The organism is Pseudomonas sp. TWP3-2 (genome assembly GCF_049897765.1).
In the GTDB taxonomy this organism is placed as follows: domain Bacteria; phylum Pseudomonadota; class Gammaproteobacteria; order Pseudomonadales; family Pseudomonadaceae; genus Aquipseudomonas.
This window is the reverse complement of record NZ_JAFCWW010000016.1, coordinates 11483-29098: the sequence shown is the minus strand read 5'-3', so window position 1 is coordinate 29098 and position 17616 is coordinate 11483. Positions and strand designations below refer to the sequence as shown.

The 17616-nt window shown below is 59.1% G+C and carries 11 protein-coding genes and 1 pseudogene; 7 read left to right on the top strand and 5 right to left on the bottom strand.

Annotation, left to right across the window (positions count from 1 at the left end; translation table 11 throughout):
• Window positions 1–127: 127 nt before the first annotated feature.
• The 4 genes from ACP7EE_RS20660 to ACP7EE_RS20645 are packed head-to-tail and all read left to right on the top strand — an operon-like array spanning window position 128 to window position 5631.
• Window positions 128–1969 (top strand): extracellular solute-binding protein, encoded by a 1842-nt coding sequence (locus ACP7EE_RS20660; protein WP_426236325.1) that lies wholly within the window; start codon window positions 128–130, stop codon window positions 1967–1969.
• Window positions 1956–3020, top strand: coding sequence for a microcin C ABC transporter permease YejB (locus ACP7EE_RS20655; RefSeq protein WP_426236323.1), 1065 nt, complete (start codon window positions 1956–1958; stop codon window positions 3018–3020). The genes ACP7EE_RS20660 and ACP7EE_RS20655 overlap by 14 nt, the downstream gene beginning before the upstream one ends.
• A complete protein-coding gene (locus tag ACP7EE_RS20650; protein WP_426236321.1) occupies window positions 3020–4042 on the top strand; it encodes an ABC transporter permease in 1023 nt (340 codons plus the stop codon). The genes ACP7EE_RS20655 and ACP7EE_RS20650 overlap by 1 nt, the downstream gene beginning before the upstream one ends.
• Before the next feature lie 14 nt (window positions 4043–4056).
• Entirely contained in the window at window positions 4057–5631 is a 1575-nt protein-coding gene (locus ACP7EE_RS20645) for an ABC transporter ATP-binding protein (RefSeq protein ID WP_426236319.1), read from the top strand.
• Between the two features lie 94 nt (window positions 5632–5725).
• Here the strand turns inward: ACP7EE_RS20645 and ACP7EE_RS20640 are convergent, their stop codons facing one another.
• Together ACP7EE_RS20640 and ACP7EE_RS20635 are read right to left on the bottom strand one after the other, a co-directional pair.
• Window positions 5726–6040 carry an SCP2 sterol-binding domain-containing protein gene (locus ACP7EE_RS20640; protein ID WP_426205832.1) on the bottom strand — a complete coding sequence of 105 codons (315 nt, stop codon included), beginning with the start codon at window positions 6038–6040 and terminating at the stop codon, window positions 5726–5728.
• Between the two features lie 64 nt (window positions 6041–6104).
• A complete protein-coding gene (locus ACP7EE_RS20635) occupies window positions 6105–6815 on the bottom strand; it encodes a histidine phosphatase family protein (RefSeq protein ID WP_426236317.1) in 711 nt (236 codons plus the stop codon).
• A 206-nt stretch (window positions 6816–7021) separates the two neighbouring features.
• Between ACP7EE_RS20635 and sohB the strand changes: the two genes are divergently transcribed.
• Together sohB and ACP7EE_RS20625 are read left to right on the top strand one after the other, a co-directional pair.
• The gene (gene sohB, locus ACP7EE_RS20630) at window positions 7022–8044 is read left to right on the top strand and encodes a protease SohB (protein WP_426205833.1); all 1023 of its coding nucleotides are present in this window, start codon (window positions 7022–7024) and stop codon (window positions 8042–8044) included.
• A 288-nt stretch (window positions 8045–8332) separates the two neighbouring features.
• Window positions 8333–13117 (top strand): dermonecrotic toxin domain-containing protein, encoded by a 4785-nt coding sequence (locus ACP7EE_RS20625; RefSeq protein ID WP_426236315.1) that lies wholly within the window; start codon window positions 8333–8335, stop codon window positions 13115–13117.
• 42 nt (window positions 13118–13159) lie between these two features.
• Here ACP7EE_RS20625 and ACP7EE_RS20620 read toward each other — a convergent pair whose 3' ends face one another.
• Together ACP7EE_RS20620 and ACP7EE_RS20615 are read right to left on the bottom strand one after the other, a co-directional pair.
• Complete coding sequence (locus tag ACP7EE_RS20620) at window positions 13160–13654, bottom strand: DUF934 domain-containing protein (protein WP_420649159.1); 495 nt, start codon at window positions 13652–13654, stop codon at window positions 13160–13162.
• Window positions 13638–15296: a nitrite/sulfite reductase gene (locus ACP7EE_RS20615; protein ID WP_426236313.1), complete on the bottom strand. Its 1659-nt coding sequence runs from the start codon at window positions 15294–15296 to the stop codon at window positions 13638–13640. Before ACP7EE_RS20615 ends, ACP7EE_RS20620 begins: the two co-directional genes overlap by 17 nt.
• 525 nt (window positions 15297–15821) lie before the next feature.
• Between ACP7EE_RS20615 and ACP7EE_RS20610 the strand changes: the two are divergent.
• Window positions 15822–16875 (top strand): annotated as a pseudogene (locus ACP7EE_RS20610) (ABC transporter substrate-binding protein).
• On the opposite strand, the gene ACP7EE_RS20605 reads toward ACP7EE_RS20610, so the two are convergent.
• A complete protein-coding gene (locus tag ACP7EE_RS20605) occupies window positions 16872–17090 on the bottom strand; it encodes a DUF2970 domain-containing protein (protein WP_420649156.1) in 219 nt (72 codons plus the stop codon). The pseudogene ACP7EE_RS20610 and the gene ACP7EE_RS20605 sit on opposite strands and share 4 nt — an antisense overlap.
• Between the last annotated feature and the right edge of the window lie 526 nt (window positions 17091–17616).

The following is a 17616-nucleotide window of genomic DNA, read 5'->3' as shown; positions in this document are numbered from 1 at the left end:
GGTGTTTGTGCTGGCCTAATCGCTGGCAAGCCAGCTCCCACAGGTCTTGTGGCGTACACAAATCCTGTGGGAGCTGGCTTGCCAGCGATTAGGCCGGTTGTAGCACCCCCGTGACAAGGATCTGCCAATGCTCTCCAGACTCATACTCTTCACCGTCATTGCCTGCGCATGCCCGTTGACCCTGGCTGCACCGCAACACGCACTCACGGTCTACGGCGAAACCCCGAAATACGCCCCGGACTTCCAGCACTTGGCCTACGCCAACCCCGACGCACCGAAGGGCGGCACCCTGCGTCGCTCGTCCCTGGAAAGCGGACCGTTCGATCACCTGATTCCTTACGTTGACAAAGGCACCGGCGTCGCCGATATCGACGGCTGGCTCTACGCGCCGCTGGCCTACCGCAGCAAGGACGAACCGTTCAGCGTTTACGGTCTGGTGGCGCAGCAAATGGAACTTGATCCGCAGCGACACTGGCTGCGTTTCTACCTCAACCCCAAGGCACGCTTCGATGACGGTACAGCGATCACCGCAGAGGACGTGCGTTACACCTTCGAGCTGCTCACCACGCAGGGCAGCCTCAAATACCGCCAGCAGTTTCGCGATGTTGCCGAAGTGCAGGTCGAGTCGCCGACTCAAGTGCGCTTCGTGTTCAAGAACAACGACAGCCGCACCTTGCCGCTGGATCTGGCAGTGCTGCCGGTGTTGCCCGAGCACTGGTGGCGCACGCGTAACTTCGCTGACGGCGGCGGCTTTGAAATCCCGCCGGGCAGCGGCCCATATCGGGTCAGCGCGGTGGATGCCGGGCGCAGCGTAAAATTCGAACGGGTCAAGGACTGGTGGGCCAAGGACTTGCCGATCACCCGAGGCCTGTACAACTTCGATCAATTGAGCGTGGAGTTCTTCGCCGACACCGACGTGTCACGCCAGGTGCTCAAGTCCGGTGGCTTCGATTACAACCGCGAATTCTCTGCGACCAGTTACATGATTGGCTACGCCGGGGCGGCACTGGAGCAGGGCAAACTGCTCCGTGAACATCTGGCTCCCGGCGCCGCCCAAGGTGCGCAGGGGTTTGTATTCAACCTGAAAAAACCACAGTTTCAGGATCGCCGTGTGCGCCAGGCGATCGCCATGCTCTGGGATTTCGAATGGAGCAACCGGCAGATGATGCGCAGCATGTACCTGCGCCAGCGCAGCTTCTTCTCGCACAGCGAATTGGCCGCCACCGAGTTGCCGGACGCCGAAGAGTTGAAAATCCTCGAACCGTTGCGCGGCAAAATTCCGGACGAAGTTTTCACTCAGGTGTTTCAGGCCCCGCGCACCGACGGCAGCGGCAACGTCCGCGCCCAGCAGAGGCAAGCGCTGAAACTGCTGGAAGCTGCGGGTTGGAAACCCGATGGCGATCAACTAGTGAATGCTGCAGGCGAGCCGCTGCACTTCACCTTCCTCAATGGTCAGAAGGGTTTCGAACGCCTGCTGCTGCCGTTCAAACGCAATCTGGCGCAGATCGGCATCGGCTTCGATATCCGCCAGGTCGATACCGCGCAATACACCAACCGCGTGCGCAATCGCGACTACGACATGATCGTCGCCGGTTATCCGGTGAGTCAGGCGCCGGGGCGCGAGATGTTCAATTACTACGGCTCGGACGGCGCCGATGACCCCGGCTCGAACAACTACATGGTGTTGCGCGATCCGGCGGTGGATGCGTTGCTCGAAGGGTTGGCGCAGGCCGACAGCCGCGAGAGTCTGTTGCGCCACGCGCATGCGCTGGATCGAGTGTTGCAGTGGGGCTACTACTGGGTTCCCAACTATTACCCGCCGGGAATTTCCACGGTGTGGTGGAACCGTTTCGGCCGTCCGCCGATTGCGCCGTTGTACGACGCCGGCCTCGACACCTGGTGGGAAATCAGCCCGACGGCGTTGACCGCCAAACAACAGCAAAAGGAGTCCGCCCATGTGGGGTTATAGCCTGCGGCGTCTGCTGCTGATCGTGCCGACTTTGCTGGCGATTTTGCTGGTGAATTTTGTGATTGTTCAAGCGGCGCCGGGTGGCCCGGTGGAGCAGGCGATTGCGCGTTTGCAGGGCATCGGCGTCGGTGGCGCAGTCGGTGCCAGCCACGTCGAAACCGTTGGCGGCGAGTCGCGTGCCACGCGAGGCCTGGAGCCGAAACTGCTGGCCGATATCGAGCGCCAATATGGCTTCGACAAATCCGCCAGCGAACGCCTGTGGCTGATGCTGAAAAGTTACGCGCAGCTGGATTTCGGCAAGAGCTTCTTCCGTGGTGCCAGTGTCACCGAACTGATCTGGCAGAAGCTGCCAGTCACTCTGTCACTGGGTTTATGGGCGACGCTGATTACCTATCTGGTGTCGATCCCGCTGGGCATCCGCAAAGCCGTGCATAACGGGTCGGCATTCGATGTCTGGAGCAGCGCGGCGATCATCATTGGCTATGCGATGCCAGGATTTCTTTTCGCGTTGCTGCTGATCGTGGTGTTTGCCGGCGGCACGGCGCTGGACTGGTTTCCGGTGCGCGGGCTGGTCTCGGACAACTTCGCCGCGCTGACGCTGTGGGGCAAGGTCGCCGATTACTTCTGGCATCTGGTGCTGCCGGTCAGCGCATTGGTGATCGGCGGTTTTGCGACCCTGACGATCCTGACCAAGAACAGCTTTCTCAATGAAATCTCGCGGCTGTATGTGGTTACCGCGAGGGCCAAGGGCCTGACTGAAAAACAGGTTCTGTACGGCCACGTTTTCCGCAACGCGATGCTGCTGGTGGTCGCCGGATTGCCGCAAGCGTTGGTCACGGTGTTCTTCGGCGGCTCGCTGCTGATCGAAGTGATCTTCTCGCTCGATGGCCTCGGACGCCTGAGTTACGAGGCGGCGGTATCGCGCGATTACCCGGTGGTGTTCGGCTCGCTGTTCATCTTCACCCTGTTCGGACTGCTGATAAAACTGCTCGGCGACCTGTGTTACACGCTGGTCGACCCGCGCATCGACTTCACCGCGAGGACTGCCTGATGCTGAGCTTATCTCCCATCGGCCAGCGGCGCTGGGCACGGTTCAAGGCGCATCGGCGCGGCTGGTGGTCGTTGTGGCTGTTTCTGGCGCTGTTCGGCCTGAGCCTTGGTGGCGAACTGGTCGCCAATGACAAACCGCTGCTGGTGAGCTATCAGGGCGACTGGTATTTCCCGGTGCTCAAACGCTACACCGAGCAGGACTTCGGCGGTGAATTCCCGTTTCAGCCGGATTACCGCAGCGTCCAGGTGCGTGAATTGATCGAAGGGCAGGGCGGGCGCATGTGGTTTGCGCCGATCCCGTTCGGCTTCGACACGGTCAACTACGACCTGACTGAACCGGCACCCAGCCCACCCACTGGCGACAACTGGCTGGGCACCGACGATCAGGCGCGTGATGTATTGGCGCGGGTGATTTTCGGCACGCGGGTGTCACTGTTGTTCGCGTTGGCGCTGACGGCGGTGAGTGCGCTGATCGGCATCGCGGCGGGTGCGTTGCAAGGTTACTACGGTGGCTGGATTGATCTGATCGGCCAGCGTTTGCTGGAGGTCTGGTCGGGGCTGCCGGTGTTGTATCTGCTGATCATCCTGTCGGGTTTTGTCGAACCGAATTTCTGGTGGCTACTGGGGATCATGGCGCTGTTTTCCTGGCTGAGCCTGGTCGACGTGGTGCGGGCCGAGTTTCTGCGCAGTCGCGGGCTGGAATACGTCAAAGCCGCGCGCGCGCTCGGTGTGGGCGATGCGCAAGTGATGCTGCGGCATATCCTGCCCAACGCGATGAGCGCGACCCTGACGTATCTGCCGTTCATCCTCACTGGGGCGATCGCCACCCTGTCGGCGCTGGATTTTCTCGGTTTCGGCATGCCCGCCGGCAGCGCTTCGCTGGGCGAATTGATCGGCCAGGGCAAGAACAATCTGCAAGCGCCGTGGCTTGGTCTGACGGCGTTTTTTGCCCTCGCGCTGATTCTTTCGCTGCTGGTGTTTATTGGCGAAGCCTGCCGTGACGCGTTTGACCCGCGATCTTGATCCGAGGACTTGATATGAACGAAAACCTGATCGAAATACGCGACCTGCGGGTGGCGTTCAAAGGACAAACAGTGGTGCACGGCATCGACCTCGACATTCGGCCGGGCGAGTGCCTGGCGTTGGTCGGCGAATCCGGCTCCGGCAAATCAGTCACCGCGCACAGCATCCTGCAACTACTCGACCCGGCAATCACGCAGATCGACGGCAGCATTCGCTATGCCGGCGAGGAACTGCTCGGCGTGCATGAACGCTATCTGCGGCAATTGCGCGGCAACCGCATCGCGATGATTTTTCAGGAGCCGATGAGTTCGCTCAATCCGTTGCACACGGTTGAGCGGCAACTCGGCGAAACCCTCGCGTTGCACAAAGGGTTGGCCGGCGTCGCGGCGCGCAAGCGCATTCTGCAGTTGCTGGAACTGGTCGGCATTCAGCGCCCGAGTGAACGCTTGAAGGCCTATCCGCATCAGCTCTCCGGCGGCCAACGGCAACGGGTGATGATCGCCATGGCGCTGGCTTGTGAACCGCAATTGCTGATCGCCGATGAACCGACCACCGCGCTGGATGTGACCGTGCAGCGCAAGATCCTGTTGCTGCTCAAAGATCTGCAACAACGTTTGGGGATGGCGTTGTTAATCATCAGCCACGACCTGAATCTGGTACGCACCATCGCCCAGCGGGTGGCGGTGATGCGCGGTGGATTGATCGTCGAACAGGCCTCGTGCGAGCAGTTGTTCCGCGCACCGCAGGATCCCTACAGCATCGAGTTACTCAATGCCGAGCCGGGTGGCGCGCCGCTGTGTCGGGGGGCGGCGGAGAATCTGCTGGAAGTGCGTGATCTCAATGTGAGCTTTCGCCTCGGTGGCGGCTGGCTGCGGCCCAAATCGTATCTGCACGCGGTGAATGCGATTGGACTGAACCTGCAACGCGGCAAAACCCTCGGGATCGTCGGCGAATCAGGTTCGGGAAAATCTACTTTGGGGCAGGCGATTTTGCGGTTGATCGATGCCGAGGGCAGCATTCGTTTTCAGGGCCAATCGCTAGAACATTTGAGCGGCAAGCATCTGCGACCGCTGCGCAAACGCCTGCAAGTGGTGTTTCAGGACCCGTTCGGCAGCCTCAGTCCGCGTTTGTCTGTGGAGCAGATCATCGCTGAAGGTTTGCAAGTTCACAGTGATTTGAATGCCGCCGAGCGCGAGCACGCGGTGATCGACGTACTGCGCGAAGTCGGCCTCGACCCGGCCACGCGTCATCGCTATCCGCACGAGTTTTCGGGCGGGCAGCGACAACGGATCGCCATCGCGCGGGCGTTGGTGCTCAAGCCGGATCTGATCCTGCTGGATGAACCGACCTCAGCGCTGGATCGCACCGTGCAAAAGCAGATCGTCACGCTGCTGCGGCGCTTGCAGGAGGAGCATGGGCTGACGTATCTGTTCATCAGCCATGATCTGGCAGTGGTGCGGGCGCTGGCCCATGACCTGATCGTGATGAAGGATGGCGAGGTGCTGGAGCGCGGGGAAACTGCCGAACTGTTTCGCTCGGCCCGGCATCCCTATACCCAGGAGTTGCTGGCAGCAGCGTTTGCCAGCTAAAACGCCGTTTCTCGAATCCCAGACGCACAAATCCCGCCACATGGGCGGGATTCGTTGGTAATCCGACAGGCCGCGCAATCGCGCAGTTGCGGGATTACGCAGGGAACAGCTCGGACAGTTTCATTGCCAGCATCATGTCGCCTTCAGCGCGCAGTTTGCCGCCCATGAATGCCTGCATGCCGTCGGTCGAACCGTCGACGATGCCTTGCAGGGTTTCGCCGTCCATCACCAGAGTGACCTGGGCGTCCGGGTTTTCGCCTTCCTGCAGTTCGCAGGTGCTGTCTTTGACGATCAGCGAGAAGTTCTTGGTGTCGTCGATGCGGAAACCGAAGACCAGATCCAGACCGGCAGCAGCGGCTGGGTTGAACTTGGCTTTCATTGCTTGTACGGCATCAGCTACGGAGGTCATGGTTCAATCCTTTCTTGGGTAATAGGAGCTGGGTGATTGCAGCAGGGTCACAAATATTCCGGACTCAACGAAAAGTGATGAGTTCCGGGGCCTTCAACAGTTGCAGGTGTGTATGACTGTTGAAGGAAGCCAGAGCCACCTCGCGACCGCGAAACTTCAGCTGGTTGAGCGAGGTGTTGACGATTTGCCAGTTCAACTCAAAGGCCTGGCGTGCAGGCATTTGCGTAATCAGATGGAGCAGGGCGGTGATGGTGCCGCCGGAGGTGAACACCGCGATTTTCCGGGTGTTGTCGGCTTGCTCGAGAATCCGTTGCAGCCCGGCCTGAACCCGTTCGACGAAACCCAGCCAGCTCTCCAGTCCCGGTGTGTCATAGGTGCCGGCCAGCCAGCGTTCGATGATCAGCGCGAAGATACGCTGGAACTCGCCACGGTTCTGTGCGGCGTTGCGCAGGATGTCGAGTGCTTCGGGCTCATCTTCGAGCATCGCCGGAAGCAGGGCGCGGATCACTGCGTCGGCATCGAACTCGTTGAAGGCAGAATCGATTTCCAGGGTTGGCACCGGCAGGCCCGCAGCAGTGAACTGCTCCAGCGCGCTGGTGGCTGTGTGCTGCTGGCGGCGCAGGTCACCGGACAGGCAGCGATCGAAGCAAATACCCAGCTCGGCGAGGTGCCGGCCGAGGATTTCTGCCTGGCGCACACCGGTCGGCGACAAGACGTCATAGTCGTCTGCACCAAAGGAGGCCTGGCCATGTCGAATCAAATAGATGCTGCCCACGTCCGCGTCATCCCGGTACGTTGAAGGTTTGGCGAGGTTATGAGGATGAGGGTGAGCTGTCAATGAAAAAACATACGCTTGTTTGAATGGCCGCTTGCAGCCTTGTTGCGAGAGGTTTCACGGCTGGCCGATGGGCCGGTGCATGGGTATGCTGGAGCTAATTCCCGCGCGCGTTTGAAAGCAGCGCATTGTTTGAAGGAGTCCCTGTGGATTTTTTTGTTGAATACGCCAGTTTTCTGGCCAAGACCGTCACGCTAGTGGTCGCGATTCTGATAGTGCTCGCCAGTTTTGCCGCATTGCGCAGCAAGGGGCGGCGCAAAGCGGCCGGCCAGTTGCAGGTCAGCAAGCTCAATGATTTCTATAAAGGCCTGCGTGAGCGACTGGAGCAGACCTTGCTCGACAAAGACCAACTCAAGGCGTTGCGCAAGGGCCAGGCCAAATCCGAGAAGAAGCAGAAAAAGAAGCCCGAGGCCAAGCCGCGGGTATTCGTGCTGGATTTCGACGGCGATATCAAGGCTTCGGCCACCGAAAGCCTGCGCCACGAAATTACCGCGCTGTTGACCCTCGCGACACCAAAAGACGAAGTGGTGCTGCGTCTGGAAAGCGGCGGCGGCATGGTCCACAGCTATGGCTTGGCCTCGTCGCAACTGGCGCGCATCCGCGATGCCGGTGTCCCGCTCACAGTCTGCATCGACAAGGTCGCGGCCAGCGGTGGCTACATGATGGCGTGCATCGGCGACAAGATCATCAGCGCGCCGTTTGCCATTCTCGGGTCGATCGGTGTGGTCGCGCAGCTACCCAACATCAACCGCCTGTTGAAAAAGCACGACATCGATTTCGAAGTGCTGACCGCCGGTGAATACAAACGCACCCTGACCGTGTTTGGCGAAAACACCGAGAAGGGCCGTGAGAAGTTCCAGGAAGATCTGGACATCACCCATCGGCTGTTCAAGAACTTCGTAGCGCGTTATCGCCCGCAATTGGCCATCGATGAAGTGGCGACTGGCGAAATCTGGCTGGGCATCGCCGCGCTGGAAAACCAACTGGTCGATGAACTCAAGACCAGTGATGAATACCTGGCTGATCGCGCCAGACACTCCGAGCTCTATCACCTGCACTACGCCGAGCGCAAAAGTCTGCAAGAACGCATCGGCATGGCCGCCAGCGGTTCGGTGGATCGCGTTCTACTGAGCTGGTGGAGTCGTCTGACTCAACAACGCTTCTGGTAATCGCTGAATACGCTCGGGTGGTTACAGCCACACGAGCGTAATTCATATTGCCCGGCGAGCTGTGCGGTATATACATATATTAAAGATTCGCATTGTTGCTGGATTTGCTGCAAACCTATCAACTAATGGCGATGTATTGAATGCTGTTTCAACTTTATTCTGAATGCTACTTTCAGAACAAGGTTGTTAAACATGGACGTTAAAAACAGTAAGTCGAAATTGTCAGAGATGACGCCCGCACAGCAGGGCGTTTTTTTTGAATTGTTTAAAAAACAGATTCCTGCCTGGGTGGTTGAATCATCGGACGCCGTTCGCGAAAGTCTGTATGAGAGCCTTAAGTCCAGTTACAAATCCCGCCATGCCGCGCTTGAAGAATTCAACAAGCTGAAATCTCCGGAAAGCTTTTGCAAGCCCCTGCTGGCCAAGGCCATGGCTGACAAGCTGGGGGCACCGTTCGAGGTCGAGGGAGTAATCTTTCAGCATGTGCGCTCTACTTCCAGCCTGTTGGGGCTGCGCAAAAAGCTGGTATTGCCAATTGATCGGGATCTGTTGACGGCAGCCTGCGAAAACTTCGAGCTGGCGGAAACCTTGTCCGGCAACTATCACGAGAGCTCCTTGCTTTATATTCCTGAACGCGTGACCGGGCGATCCAATCAGGTTCTGTCGATGCAACCCCATGAGTTCGCCAGGCTCTGCCGGTATCTGGATCTGGGCAAGCAGTATCAAAACCACGTGCAAAAATTTTTTGGCAGTGACACTCAAGTGGCGAGTTTGCAGGAAGTGTCTGTGGCCAGTTGCAGAGACCAGTTTGAAGTCGATCGGCATATTGCTTACATGCGCGGACATATAACTGCCGATGTTTACCAGATGCTTGAGTCGGTAAAGGACAAAGCGCCCTCGATCATGCTTGGCAGTAATACTCTCGGTTACCAGAGTCTTGAGTTATTGGGGGTGAGCCTCAAAGGGCCTATGTTCATCGGTCCGGTGAGCGAACATGCCGACGAGGATTATCGTTGCGTCGTGTATGTGCCGGATGATCCGGAGCACCCATTGAAGGAATACCCGTCGTTCGTGAAGTTCGAACTTGAGTTGAGCCGGCGCCTGCGAGACTTCAATTTCCGCAGTTTTTTCATGGGTTTCATCAATCTGCAGGATCGCTCGAGCTTCCTTGCGGAGTTGGAGCTACGTCTGTTAAGCAACAATATAAGTCCCTTTCCTGTCACATCAAACTACGTGCCGCTGACAGGCGTCGATCTCGACGGTGACGCCAGGCTCGACCTGTTTCTGGCGATCTTCCAGCAGCGCGCAGCGCAGGTGATTGCCGACAGTCGATTGTTGGTGGTGCCGACTGACGACGAGGACGAAAAAACCCGCCTGGCCAGGCTGGAAACGTACAAAAGCATTGGACTGAACACGGTGTTGTTCTTTGCGTCCTTCCTGCCTGTGCTCGGGCTGGTCATGTGTGCGGTTGCCGGGCTGCAGTTGCTCGGCAAGGTGTTCGAAGGCATCAATAGTTGGGCCCATGGCGATCAGGAGCATGCAACCGATTGCCTGTTCGACACCCTTGAGAATCTGATCCTGATGGCAGGCTTTGCCGCGGGCAGTGTTGCTGCGGGCAAGGCTTATAAAATCGTGCGTTCGTCGAGCTTCGTACAGGGACTCAGACGTGTGCCGTTTGATGCGCACTCGCACCGATTGTGGAATCCGGATATGGCGCCATACCGCTTGCGGGAAGCATTGCCGAGCGGTCTGGCCGCTAACGATCAGGGACTGGTCTGGCGTGGCGACAAGCGCTATCTGCCTTTGGGCCCGGACGCGTATGCCGTGCGTGAAATCGACGGTAGCGGATTATGGGAGGTGCGCAATCCGCAGTCACAAGAGCGTTATGCCCCGCAACTTGAGACCAACGGTGCAGGCGCCTGGCGTCACGACTCCGAACTGCCACACAATTGGAGTGCGCTTGCGCTGTTCCGCCGCCTGGGTTACCGCGAAGACATGGTTTCGGACACGCGGGCTTTGCAGATCATCGCGTCCAGCGGCATCGACGAGACGGCCATGCGGCAACAGTTCGTCGACCGCGGCAAACCCATGGCGATATTGACCGACTCAGTCAGACGCTTCCGTGCCGACGCTGACGTGTCAGCCTTCATGGAACAAATGGTCACGCCATTGTCCGCGCCACTGGCCGATGCCGACTTGCAGTTGTACCTGCTGACGGGAGCAGGGCGCTGGCCTGCGGACTTGGCGATCATTGTGACTGACATCGGCGGTGAAGAGGTCGCGCGCTATGGCGAGGGCAAAGCTCATCGGCGAGTGGAAATCAAACAGGATACGTTGCGCAAAGGCCAGTTCTACCCAGCGCTGTTGACTGCGCTCAACGAGGCGGAGCGCACGCGCTTGCTGGGCGCGGCCACCGTGGAGCTGAAAAACCAGACCACGCTGATGGGCAAGCACATCGCCGGGTTGGCACCGCGCATGCGCATGGCGTTGATGGAGCGCCTGTATCGGCGAGTCGATGTGTCAGCATTTTTTCGCAGCGAGCCGATCACCAAAGCGTTTCCGGGGCTGTCCGCCAGTGTCGCCGACGAACTGGTGCAACATGCCGATGTGCGTGAGTGGGAGCAACTGGAGTCTGACAAAGTCCCGCTGCGCCTGGCCGAAGAGGCGCGACGCTATCAACAGATCCAGCGGCTCAATCGCGCATACGAAGGACTGTATCTGGACGCCGCCAGCGGTCGCGATCCGGACATGCTGGTGCTCGACACGTTGACGCATTTGCCGGGGTGGCCCGGGGATGTATATATCGAAATTCTGGATTGGGGAGTGTATGCCGATCAACGCGCCACTGTCGGGCCGAGTGACGCCGCGTACAAGATTGTCATCGAAGCCTACGCCGAGCGTTATCAGGGCCTCGACACGCAGAACACCGTTGTATCGAGTCAGCCGGCGCGCACGCGTGCTAACTTTTTCCAGGCGCTATGGCAAAGCCTTCCCAAGCATGCTCGCAAAGCCATCGGCGTTGATGCGGACGCCGATGGCGCGGGGCTGCGCCAGAAAATCACGGCGCTGGCGTTACAGCGACGCGATGCATTTGCCAAGGTGCTGGGCGTGTCGGCCGCGCGCGCGGGCTACCGCTCGCCGATGGGCCTGGCGGATCGTCAGGTCGAACGACCCATTGTGCAGGGAACGCCGGGGCCGGATGCTGCAGCGCGTAAATCGTCGGCACAGATACGGCGCGCCAAGGAACTCTATCCGGCGCATTCAGCCGAGCAAATCGAACGCTTTGTCTCGACACTGGGCACTGACGAAGTGCTGGTTATCAGGACACTTGAGCGCATGCGCCAGGAATACCGGACACTGGTCGAAACCCTCGAGCGCTGGGTGCATCGCGATACCTGGTACCACGAGGACGATGGGAATCGACTCAAGGTGCCGCTCCACAGCAAGGCCCGTGCGGCGCGAGCGATATTGAGCGCGTGGCGCAAGGAGACCCGCAGTTCGGCGCATTCTGATCACCTTTCATACACTTTGGCTCTTGATACGCTGCCCTTGGGGGATCTGCCGGTACTGATTGCCGATTTCGCTCACGTTGACGTACTGCAGTTGAGCGGAATTGGTGCCAGCGCCGGATTGAATACCTTTCTGCGCAATTTCACTCGTCTGCGCGTGTTGAATCTGTCAGGCAACGGGCTGACACGCATTCCCCAGGCCATTGCGGACATGCCTGGCCTGACGGGACTGGATCTAAGTAACAACCGGATCCGCCTGACCGAGCGATCCATGCAAGAACTCGGCGCCAAGACGCATCTGCATATGCTCAACCTCAGTTTGAATACGACGTTGGGGCACGCCCCGGCTGTCGCCGCAATGAGCAATTTGCGCCATCTCGATTTGCGCGAAACCGGTATCACCGAGTGGCCCGCGGACCTTGCCGGGCTTAGCCATCTGGAAACCCTGGATCTGCGCAACAACAAGATCGTGGAAATACCCGATTCCGTGTTCAAGTCCCGCACGGTGCTCAATCGCGGCACCAGTATCGATGGCAACCCTTTGTCCGAGGCCAGCCTGCGAGCAATCGCGGCTTATCAGCAAGCGCAGGGCATCAGCCTGGGCGTCATCACCACCGAATACCTCGCCACCGCGCGAATGGCCGCCGACCGAACAGGTACCGGTTGGGTCAGTGGCTTGCCCACCGTGCGGCTCGCCCGGGCACAGGAAGTATTGACATCGTTGTCGGACGATCCGGACTCAAGGGCATTTTTTGAAGTATTGATGCAATTGCGGGGCACTGCCGATTACACACGAACCCGTACACAACTGGTCGAAAGGGTCTGGAACGTTCTGGAGGCGGCCTGTGACGACGACAGCCTGCGCCGCGCGCTGTTTCGCATGGCCAGGATTGGCCGGGTCAGTGCCGTCAATGCGCCCGCGCTGTTCAGCGATCTGGAGGTCAGGGTGCTGTGCGCTCGGGCAATGGCGGCTGCCCGCACCGGAACGCAGTCGCTGGAAGGCGATCTGATCCGTCTGCTGCGTGGGCTGTTCCGATTGCAACAGGTGGATAAGCAAGTCTTGCTGGAAACGGCACGGCGTGCGCGGACAGAATCGCTGAGCTTTCACCAGGCACTGGATATCAGTCTGATCTACCGCGTCAGGCTGGCGCAGCGACTGCAACTGCCGGCGCAACCCCACGAGCTGAATGTACAGCTGGATGCCGAGGTCTCCGACGCGCAGATCGACAGCGCCTATCTGGAGGTGGTCAAGGCCGAGCAGACTTCGCAACTGAACGATTCGATCAGTCGGCAGGAATTCTGGGCCGAATATCTGTTTACTACACGCCGTGAAGCATTTGCCGAAATCCTCGATCGCAGCGCCCAGTCTTTCGCGCGGCTGGACGCTCAGGTCGAGCTGTCGCGCGAATCCGCTACGCAGCAAATGACGACGATTTTCGACAACTTCAGGAATGAGAGCCAGGAGCTGCGCAAGCAGTTGACCATCGCGGCGTTGAACCGCCATCCGGGGCTGACCTTGCCAGTCACACCGAGGCCTAACCGATTGGAAGTAAGAGAAGGGTGAGTCTACGCCCCGAGTCCGTTGATACGGGCCCGGGGCGTTCGATCAACGGCGACGGAACAGCGGCAGCGGTTCGTCAGTGGCGGCCTGATAGGTCACCGAAAAGTCCTTGAGGCTCTCAAGGGCGTCATACGGGTCTTTGTCCGCGCGCAAGGCGAAGGCATCGAAACCGCAGCGGCGCAGGTAAAACAACTGGTCACGCAACACATCACCAATCGCCCGCAGTTCGCCTTTGAAACCATAACGGTCACGCAGTAGACGGGCGTTGGAGTAGTTGCGACCGTCGGTGAAGGCCGGGAAGTTCAGGGCAATGACCTGAAACTCGTTGGCGTCTTCACCGATTTCTTCGGCTTCTTCATCGGCGTCCAGCCACACACCCAGGCCGCCATCACGGGCCTTGAGCATACGGCTGTGTTCGCGCCATAGCTGCAATGGCACGATCAGGTCGTCGCAGTTGCTGATCTCGTCGATGTTGAAATCCTTGGGCAGCAAGTGCCAGGTTTCGTCGACGACCTCGTTGTTCTTAATGATTCGCTGCATAGACGCGTTCCTTGAAGAGGTCGATGCCAATACGCTGGTAGGTGTCGATGAAGCGCTCGTCTTCTGTACGTTGCTCAACGTAGACATCGATCAGCTTCGAGATCACGTCAGGCATGGCGTCCTGAGCGAAAGACGGGCCGAGGATCTTGCCCAGGCTCGCGTCACGGCTGGCGCTGCCGCCGAGCGAAACCTGATAGAACTCTTCACCTTTCTTGTCCACCCCGAGGATGCCGATGTGGCCGACGTGGTGGTGACCGCAGGCGTTCATGCAACCGGAGATGTTCAGGTCGAGTTCACCGATGTCGAACAGGTAATCCAGGTCGTCGAAACGGCGCTGGATCGATTCGGCAATCGGGATCGATTTGGCGTTGGCCAGCGAGCAGAAATCACCGCCAGGGCAGCAGATGATATCGGTCAGCAGGCCGATGTTCGGCGTGGCGAAACCACCTTCACGCAGCTCGCCCCACAGGGCGAACAACTGGCTCTGCTCGACGTCGGCAAGAATGATGTTCTGTTCGTGCGAAGTGCGCATTTGACCGAAGCTGTAACGGTCGGCCAGATCGGCCACGGCGTCGAGCTGCTTGTCAGTGATGTCGCCCGGCGCTACGCCGGTCGGCTTCAGCGACAGGGTCACAGCGACATACCCCGGCTTCTTGTGCGCCAGGGTGTTGCGTGCGCGCCAGCGAGCGAAACCCGGATGCTCCTTGTCGAGTGCGGCCAGCTCGGCGTCTTGATTGCTCAGCGCCTTGTAATCCGGGTCGACGAAGTGCTTGGCGACGCGATGTACTTCGGCTTCGGTCAGGGTGGTCTGGCCGCCGCGCAGGTGTTGCATTTCGGCATCGACTTTCTGTGCGAACACTTCAGGCGTCAGCGCCTTGACGAGGATCTTGATCCGCGCCTTGTATTTGTTGTCGCGACGGCCATAGCGGTTGTACACACGCAGGATGGCGTCGAGGTAGCTCAACAGATCTTGCCACGGCAGGAATTCGTTGATGAACGCGCCGATTACCGGGGTACGACCGAGGCCGCCACCGACCAGTACACGGAAGCCCAGTTCGCCAGCGGCGTTGTGCACCGGCTCGAGGCCGATGTCGTGGACTTCGATGGCTGCGCGGTCGGAGGTCGAACCGTTGACAGCGATCTTGAATTTACGCGGCAGGTAGGCGAATTCCGGGTGGAACGTGGTCCACTGACGGACGATCTCGCACCAAGGGCGCGGGTCGATCACTTCATCGAACGCGACACCGGCGAACTGGTCGGTGGTGACGTTGCGCAGGCAGTTGCCGCTGGTCTGGATCGCGTGCATCTGCACGGTGGCCAGTTCGGCAAGGATGTCCGGGATGTCTTCCAGCGCCGGCCAGTTGAACTGCACGTTCTGGCGGGTACTGATGTGCGCGTAGCCCTTGTCGTAGTCGCGGGCAATTTTGGCCATCATGCGCAACTGACGCGAGGTCAGTTGGCCGTAAGGCACAGCGACGCGCAACATCGGCGCGAAACGTTGAATGTACAGGCCATTCTGCAGGCGCAGGGGGCGGAATTCTTCTTCGCTCAGCTCGCCTGCCAGATAGCGTCGGGTCTGATCACGGAACTGCTTGACGCGGTCCTCGATGATCCGCTGATCGTACTCGTCGTATACGTACATATAAGTCCTGTTCTCAGGCTTGGGTCACTCGGAAGGGCGCTGCGTTTTCGTTTTGCCGGAGTCCGAAAGTGCCTCTGCAATTCTGCGCGCACGGCCGCGCACTCCCAACGGAGCCGGGGCAATATACCCGTTTGCAGTTATGCGCAAAAGTGATGTTTGAGTATATGGAAAGAACCAAATCGCCTAACGAGAACAGTTATTAACTAATCCACATTTGTAGTGCGGACAATCATCGTCTTAACTGTGCTCGAGTGTTACTGCAATCACCGATAAAACCGATAAGAGGCGATGCAATGAGCAATCCGACCAAAGCAAGGAAAAGCGATAGCAGCGTTGATGCCTGGGCGATTTTGTTCCTGATCATTCTGGTCGTGGGAACCGCCGTATTCTGGGTCAGTCACCAGTAAAACGACCCGTCCGGGCCCGCCTCCGAAGATTGTCGGACAAAAAGCGGGAACAAGCGTGAATGGCCGGGTTCTCGAGGGCTATACTGCGCGGCCATTTTTCCTTGGGCCCGGATGATTCATGTTCAAAATCTTGCACCTCAGTCTGCTGATGTTCGGCGCGGTTTTCGCAACCTGCGCGCGGGCGGAGTCGGTGCTGTTCCTCAATCCGGGTTCAACTCAGGAAGCCTTCTGGGTCAGCTATTCGCAATTCATGCAATCCGCCGCCCGGGATCTGGGGATTGATCTGCAAATCCTCTATTCGCAACGCCAACCCGAACTGACCCTGGCCCAGGCGCGCCTGGCACTTCAAGGCCCGAAGCGTCCGGATGCAATACGTGGCGCCGCAGATCCTGCGCATGGCCACCGACAGCGGCGTGAAGCTGTTTATGGTCAATGCGGCACTCACTGCCAATCAGCAAGCGCTGGTTGGCGAGCGTGCAGACCTCGTCGGCAGTTTGCTGCCCAACGACGAGGAGGGCGGTTACCTGATGATGAAGGAGTTGATCCGTCTGCATCCGCCGGTAGCACCGGGTGAGCGCATCGATCTGCTGGCCTTTTCCGGCCTGAAAATCACCCCGTCGGCGCAACTGCGCGAAAATGGCATGCAGCGCGCACTCGCCGAACATCCGCAAGTGCGTTTGCGCCAACTGGTTTACAGCGGCTGGACTCAGGACCGCGCCTATGAACAGGCGAAGTTGCTGCGCGTGCGGTATCCGAAAGCGTCACTGGTGTGGTCGGCCAACGACGAGATGGCGTTCGGCGCGATGCGCGCGTTCTCTGAAATCGGCAAAGTACCGGGTAAGGACCTGCTGTTCAGCGCGGTCAACACTTCGCCCGCGGCGCTGCAGGCATTGGTCGACGGGCGCTTGAGCGTATTGGTTGGCGGGCATTTCACTTTGGGCGGTTGGGCGCTGGTGGAGTTGCATGATGCGCAGATGGGCGTCGATTTGAACAAATACGGCGGCCGCAACCGGCAGATCCCACTGCTGCAACTGATCGACAAAACCCAGGCGCGACAAATGCTGACCATGGGCGCCTCGCCGGATTACGGCGTGCACTTTAAAAAGCTGTCGGCGAAGGGCCGACCAGCGTCTTATCGCTACCCGTTCAACCTGCAAACCCTGATGCGCTAAACGCCTGCCAGATGAACCACCAGTTTGACGATGCCGAACAGCGTCAAGGCGAACACCGCCGTGAAGCCGATCCCGAGTAACAGAAAGTGGCTGGGTTTGCCGTGAGTGAAGTCCCTTGCCCGGTTTTTGCCGCTCTGCACCCCGAACGCCGCAGCCATCACGCTGTGCAGCATCTGCCAGAAGGTCGGCGGTTTGTTGTCGACTGGATCGTCCATAAATCCCTCGTCTGCGTGTGTGTCAGACAAGCATAGCCAACCTTCTGAAGAACACTGCAAAACCCCCGTAGGAGTGAGCCTGCTCACCCAAGATGTTGGCTGACCCGACGCCATCGCTGGCAAGCCAGCTCCCACATGGGAGTGTGTGGAATTCAGATTATGTGAACGGCACAAACCTTGTGGGAGCTGGCCTGCCAGCGATGAGGCCGTCACTCGCTACACAAATGGCGACTGACCCGACGCCATCGCTGGCAAGCCAGCTCCCACAGGAGGCTGTGCAGGATTCAGATTATGTGACCGACACAAATCATGTGGGAGCTGGCTTGCCAGCGATGAGGCCGCCACTCGCTACACAAATGGTGGCTGACCCAATGCCATCGCTGGCAGGCCAGCACCCACAGGGGGCTGTGTAGAATTCAAATCAGGTGACCGACACAAACCTTGTGGGAGCTGGCTTGCCAGCGATGAGGCCGTCACTTGCTACACAAATGGTGACTGACCCAATGCCATCGCTGGCCTGCCAGCG

What these genes read in the sequence shown, in the direction of transcription:
- ACP7EE_RS20645 (WP_426236319.1), top strand. Translation starts at nt 4,057, where the DNA reads ATGAACGAAAACCTGATCGAAATACGCGACCTGCGGGTGGCGTTCAAA.
- ACP7EE_RS20660 (WP_426236325.1), top strand. Translation starts at nt 128, where the DNA reads ATGCTCTCCAGACTCATACTCTTCACCGTCATTGCCTGCGCATGCCCG.
- ACP7EE_RS20650 (WP_426236321.1), top strand. Translation starts at nt 3,020, where the DNA reads ATGCTGAGCTTATCTCCCATCGGCCAGCGGCGCTGGGCACGGTTCAAG.
- ACP7EE_RS20655 (WP_426236323.1), top strand. Translation starts at nt 1,956, where the DNA reads ATGTGGGGTTATAGCCTGCGGCGTCTGCTGCTGATCGTGCCGACTTTG.
- ACP7EE_RS20605 (WP_420649156.1), bottom strand. Translation starts at nt 17,090, where the DNA reads ATGGACGATCCAGTCGACAACAAACCGCCGACCTTCTGGCAGATGCTG.
- ACP7EE_RS20620 (WP_420649159.1), bottom strand. Translation starts at nt 13,654, where the DNA reads ATGCAGCGAATCATTAAGAACAACGAGGTCGTCGACGAAACCTGGCAC.
- ACP7EE_RS20615 (WP_426236313.1), bottom strand. Translation starts at nt 15,296, where the DNA reads ATGTACGTATACGACGAGTACGATCAGCGGATCATCGAGGACCGCGTC.
- ACP7EE_RS20640 (WP_426205832.1), bottom strand. Translation starts at nt 6,040, where the DNA reads ATGACCTCCGTAGCTGATGCCGTACAAGCAATGAAAGCCAAGTTCAAC.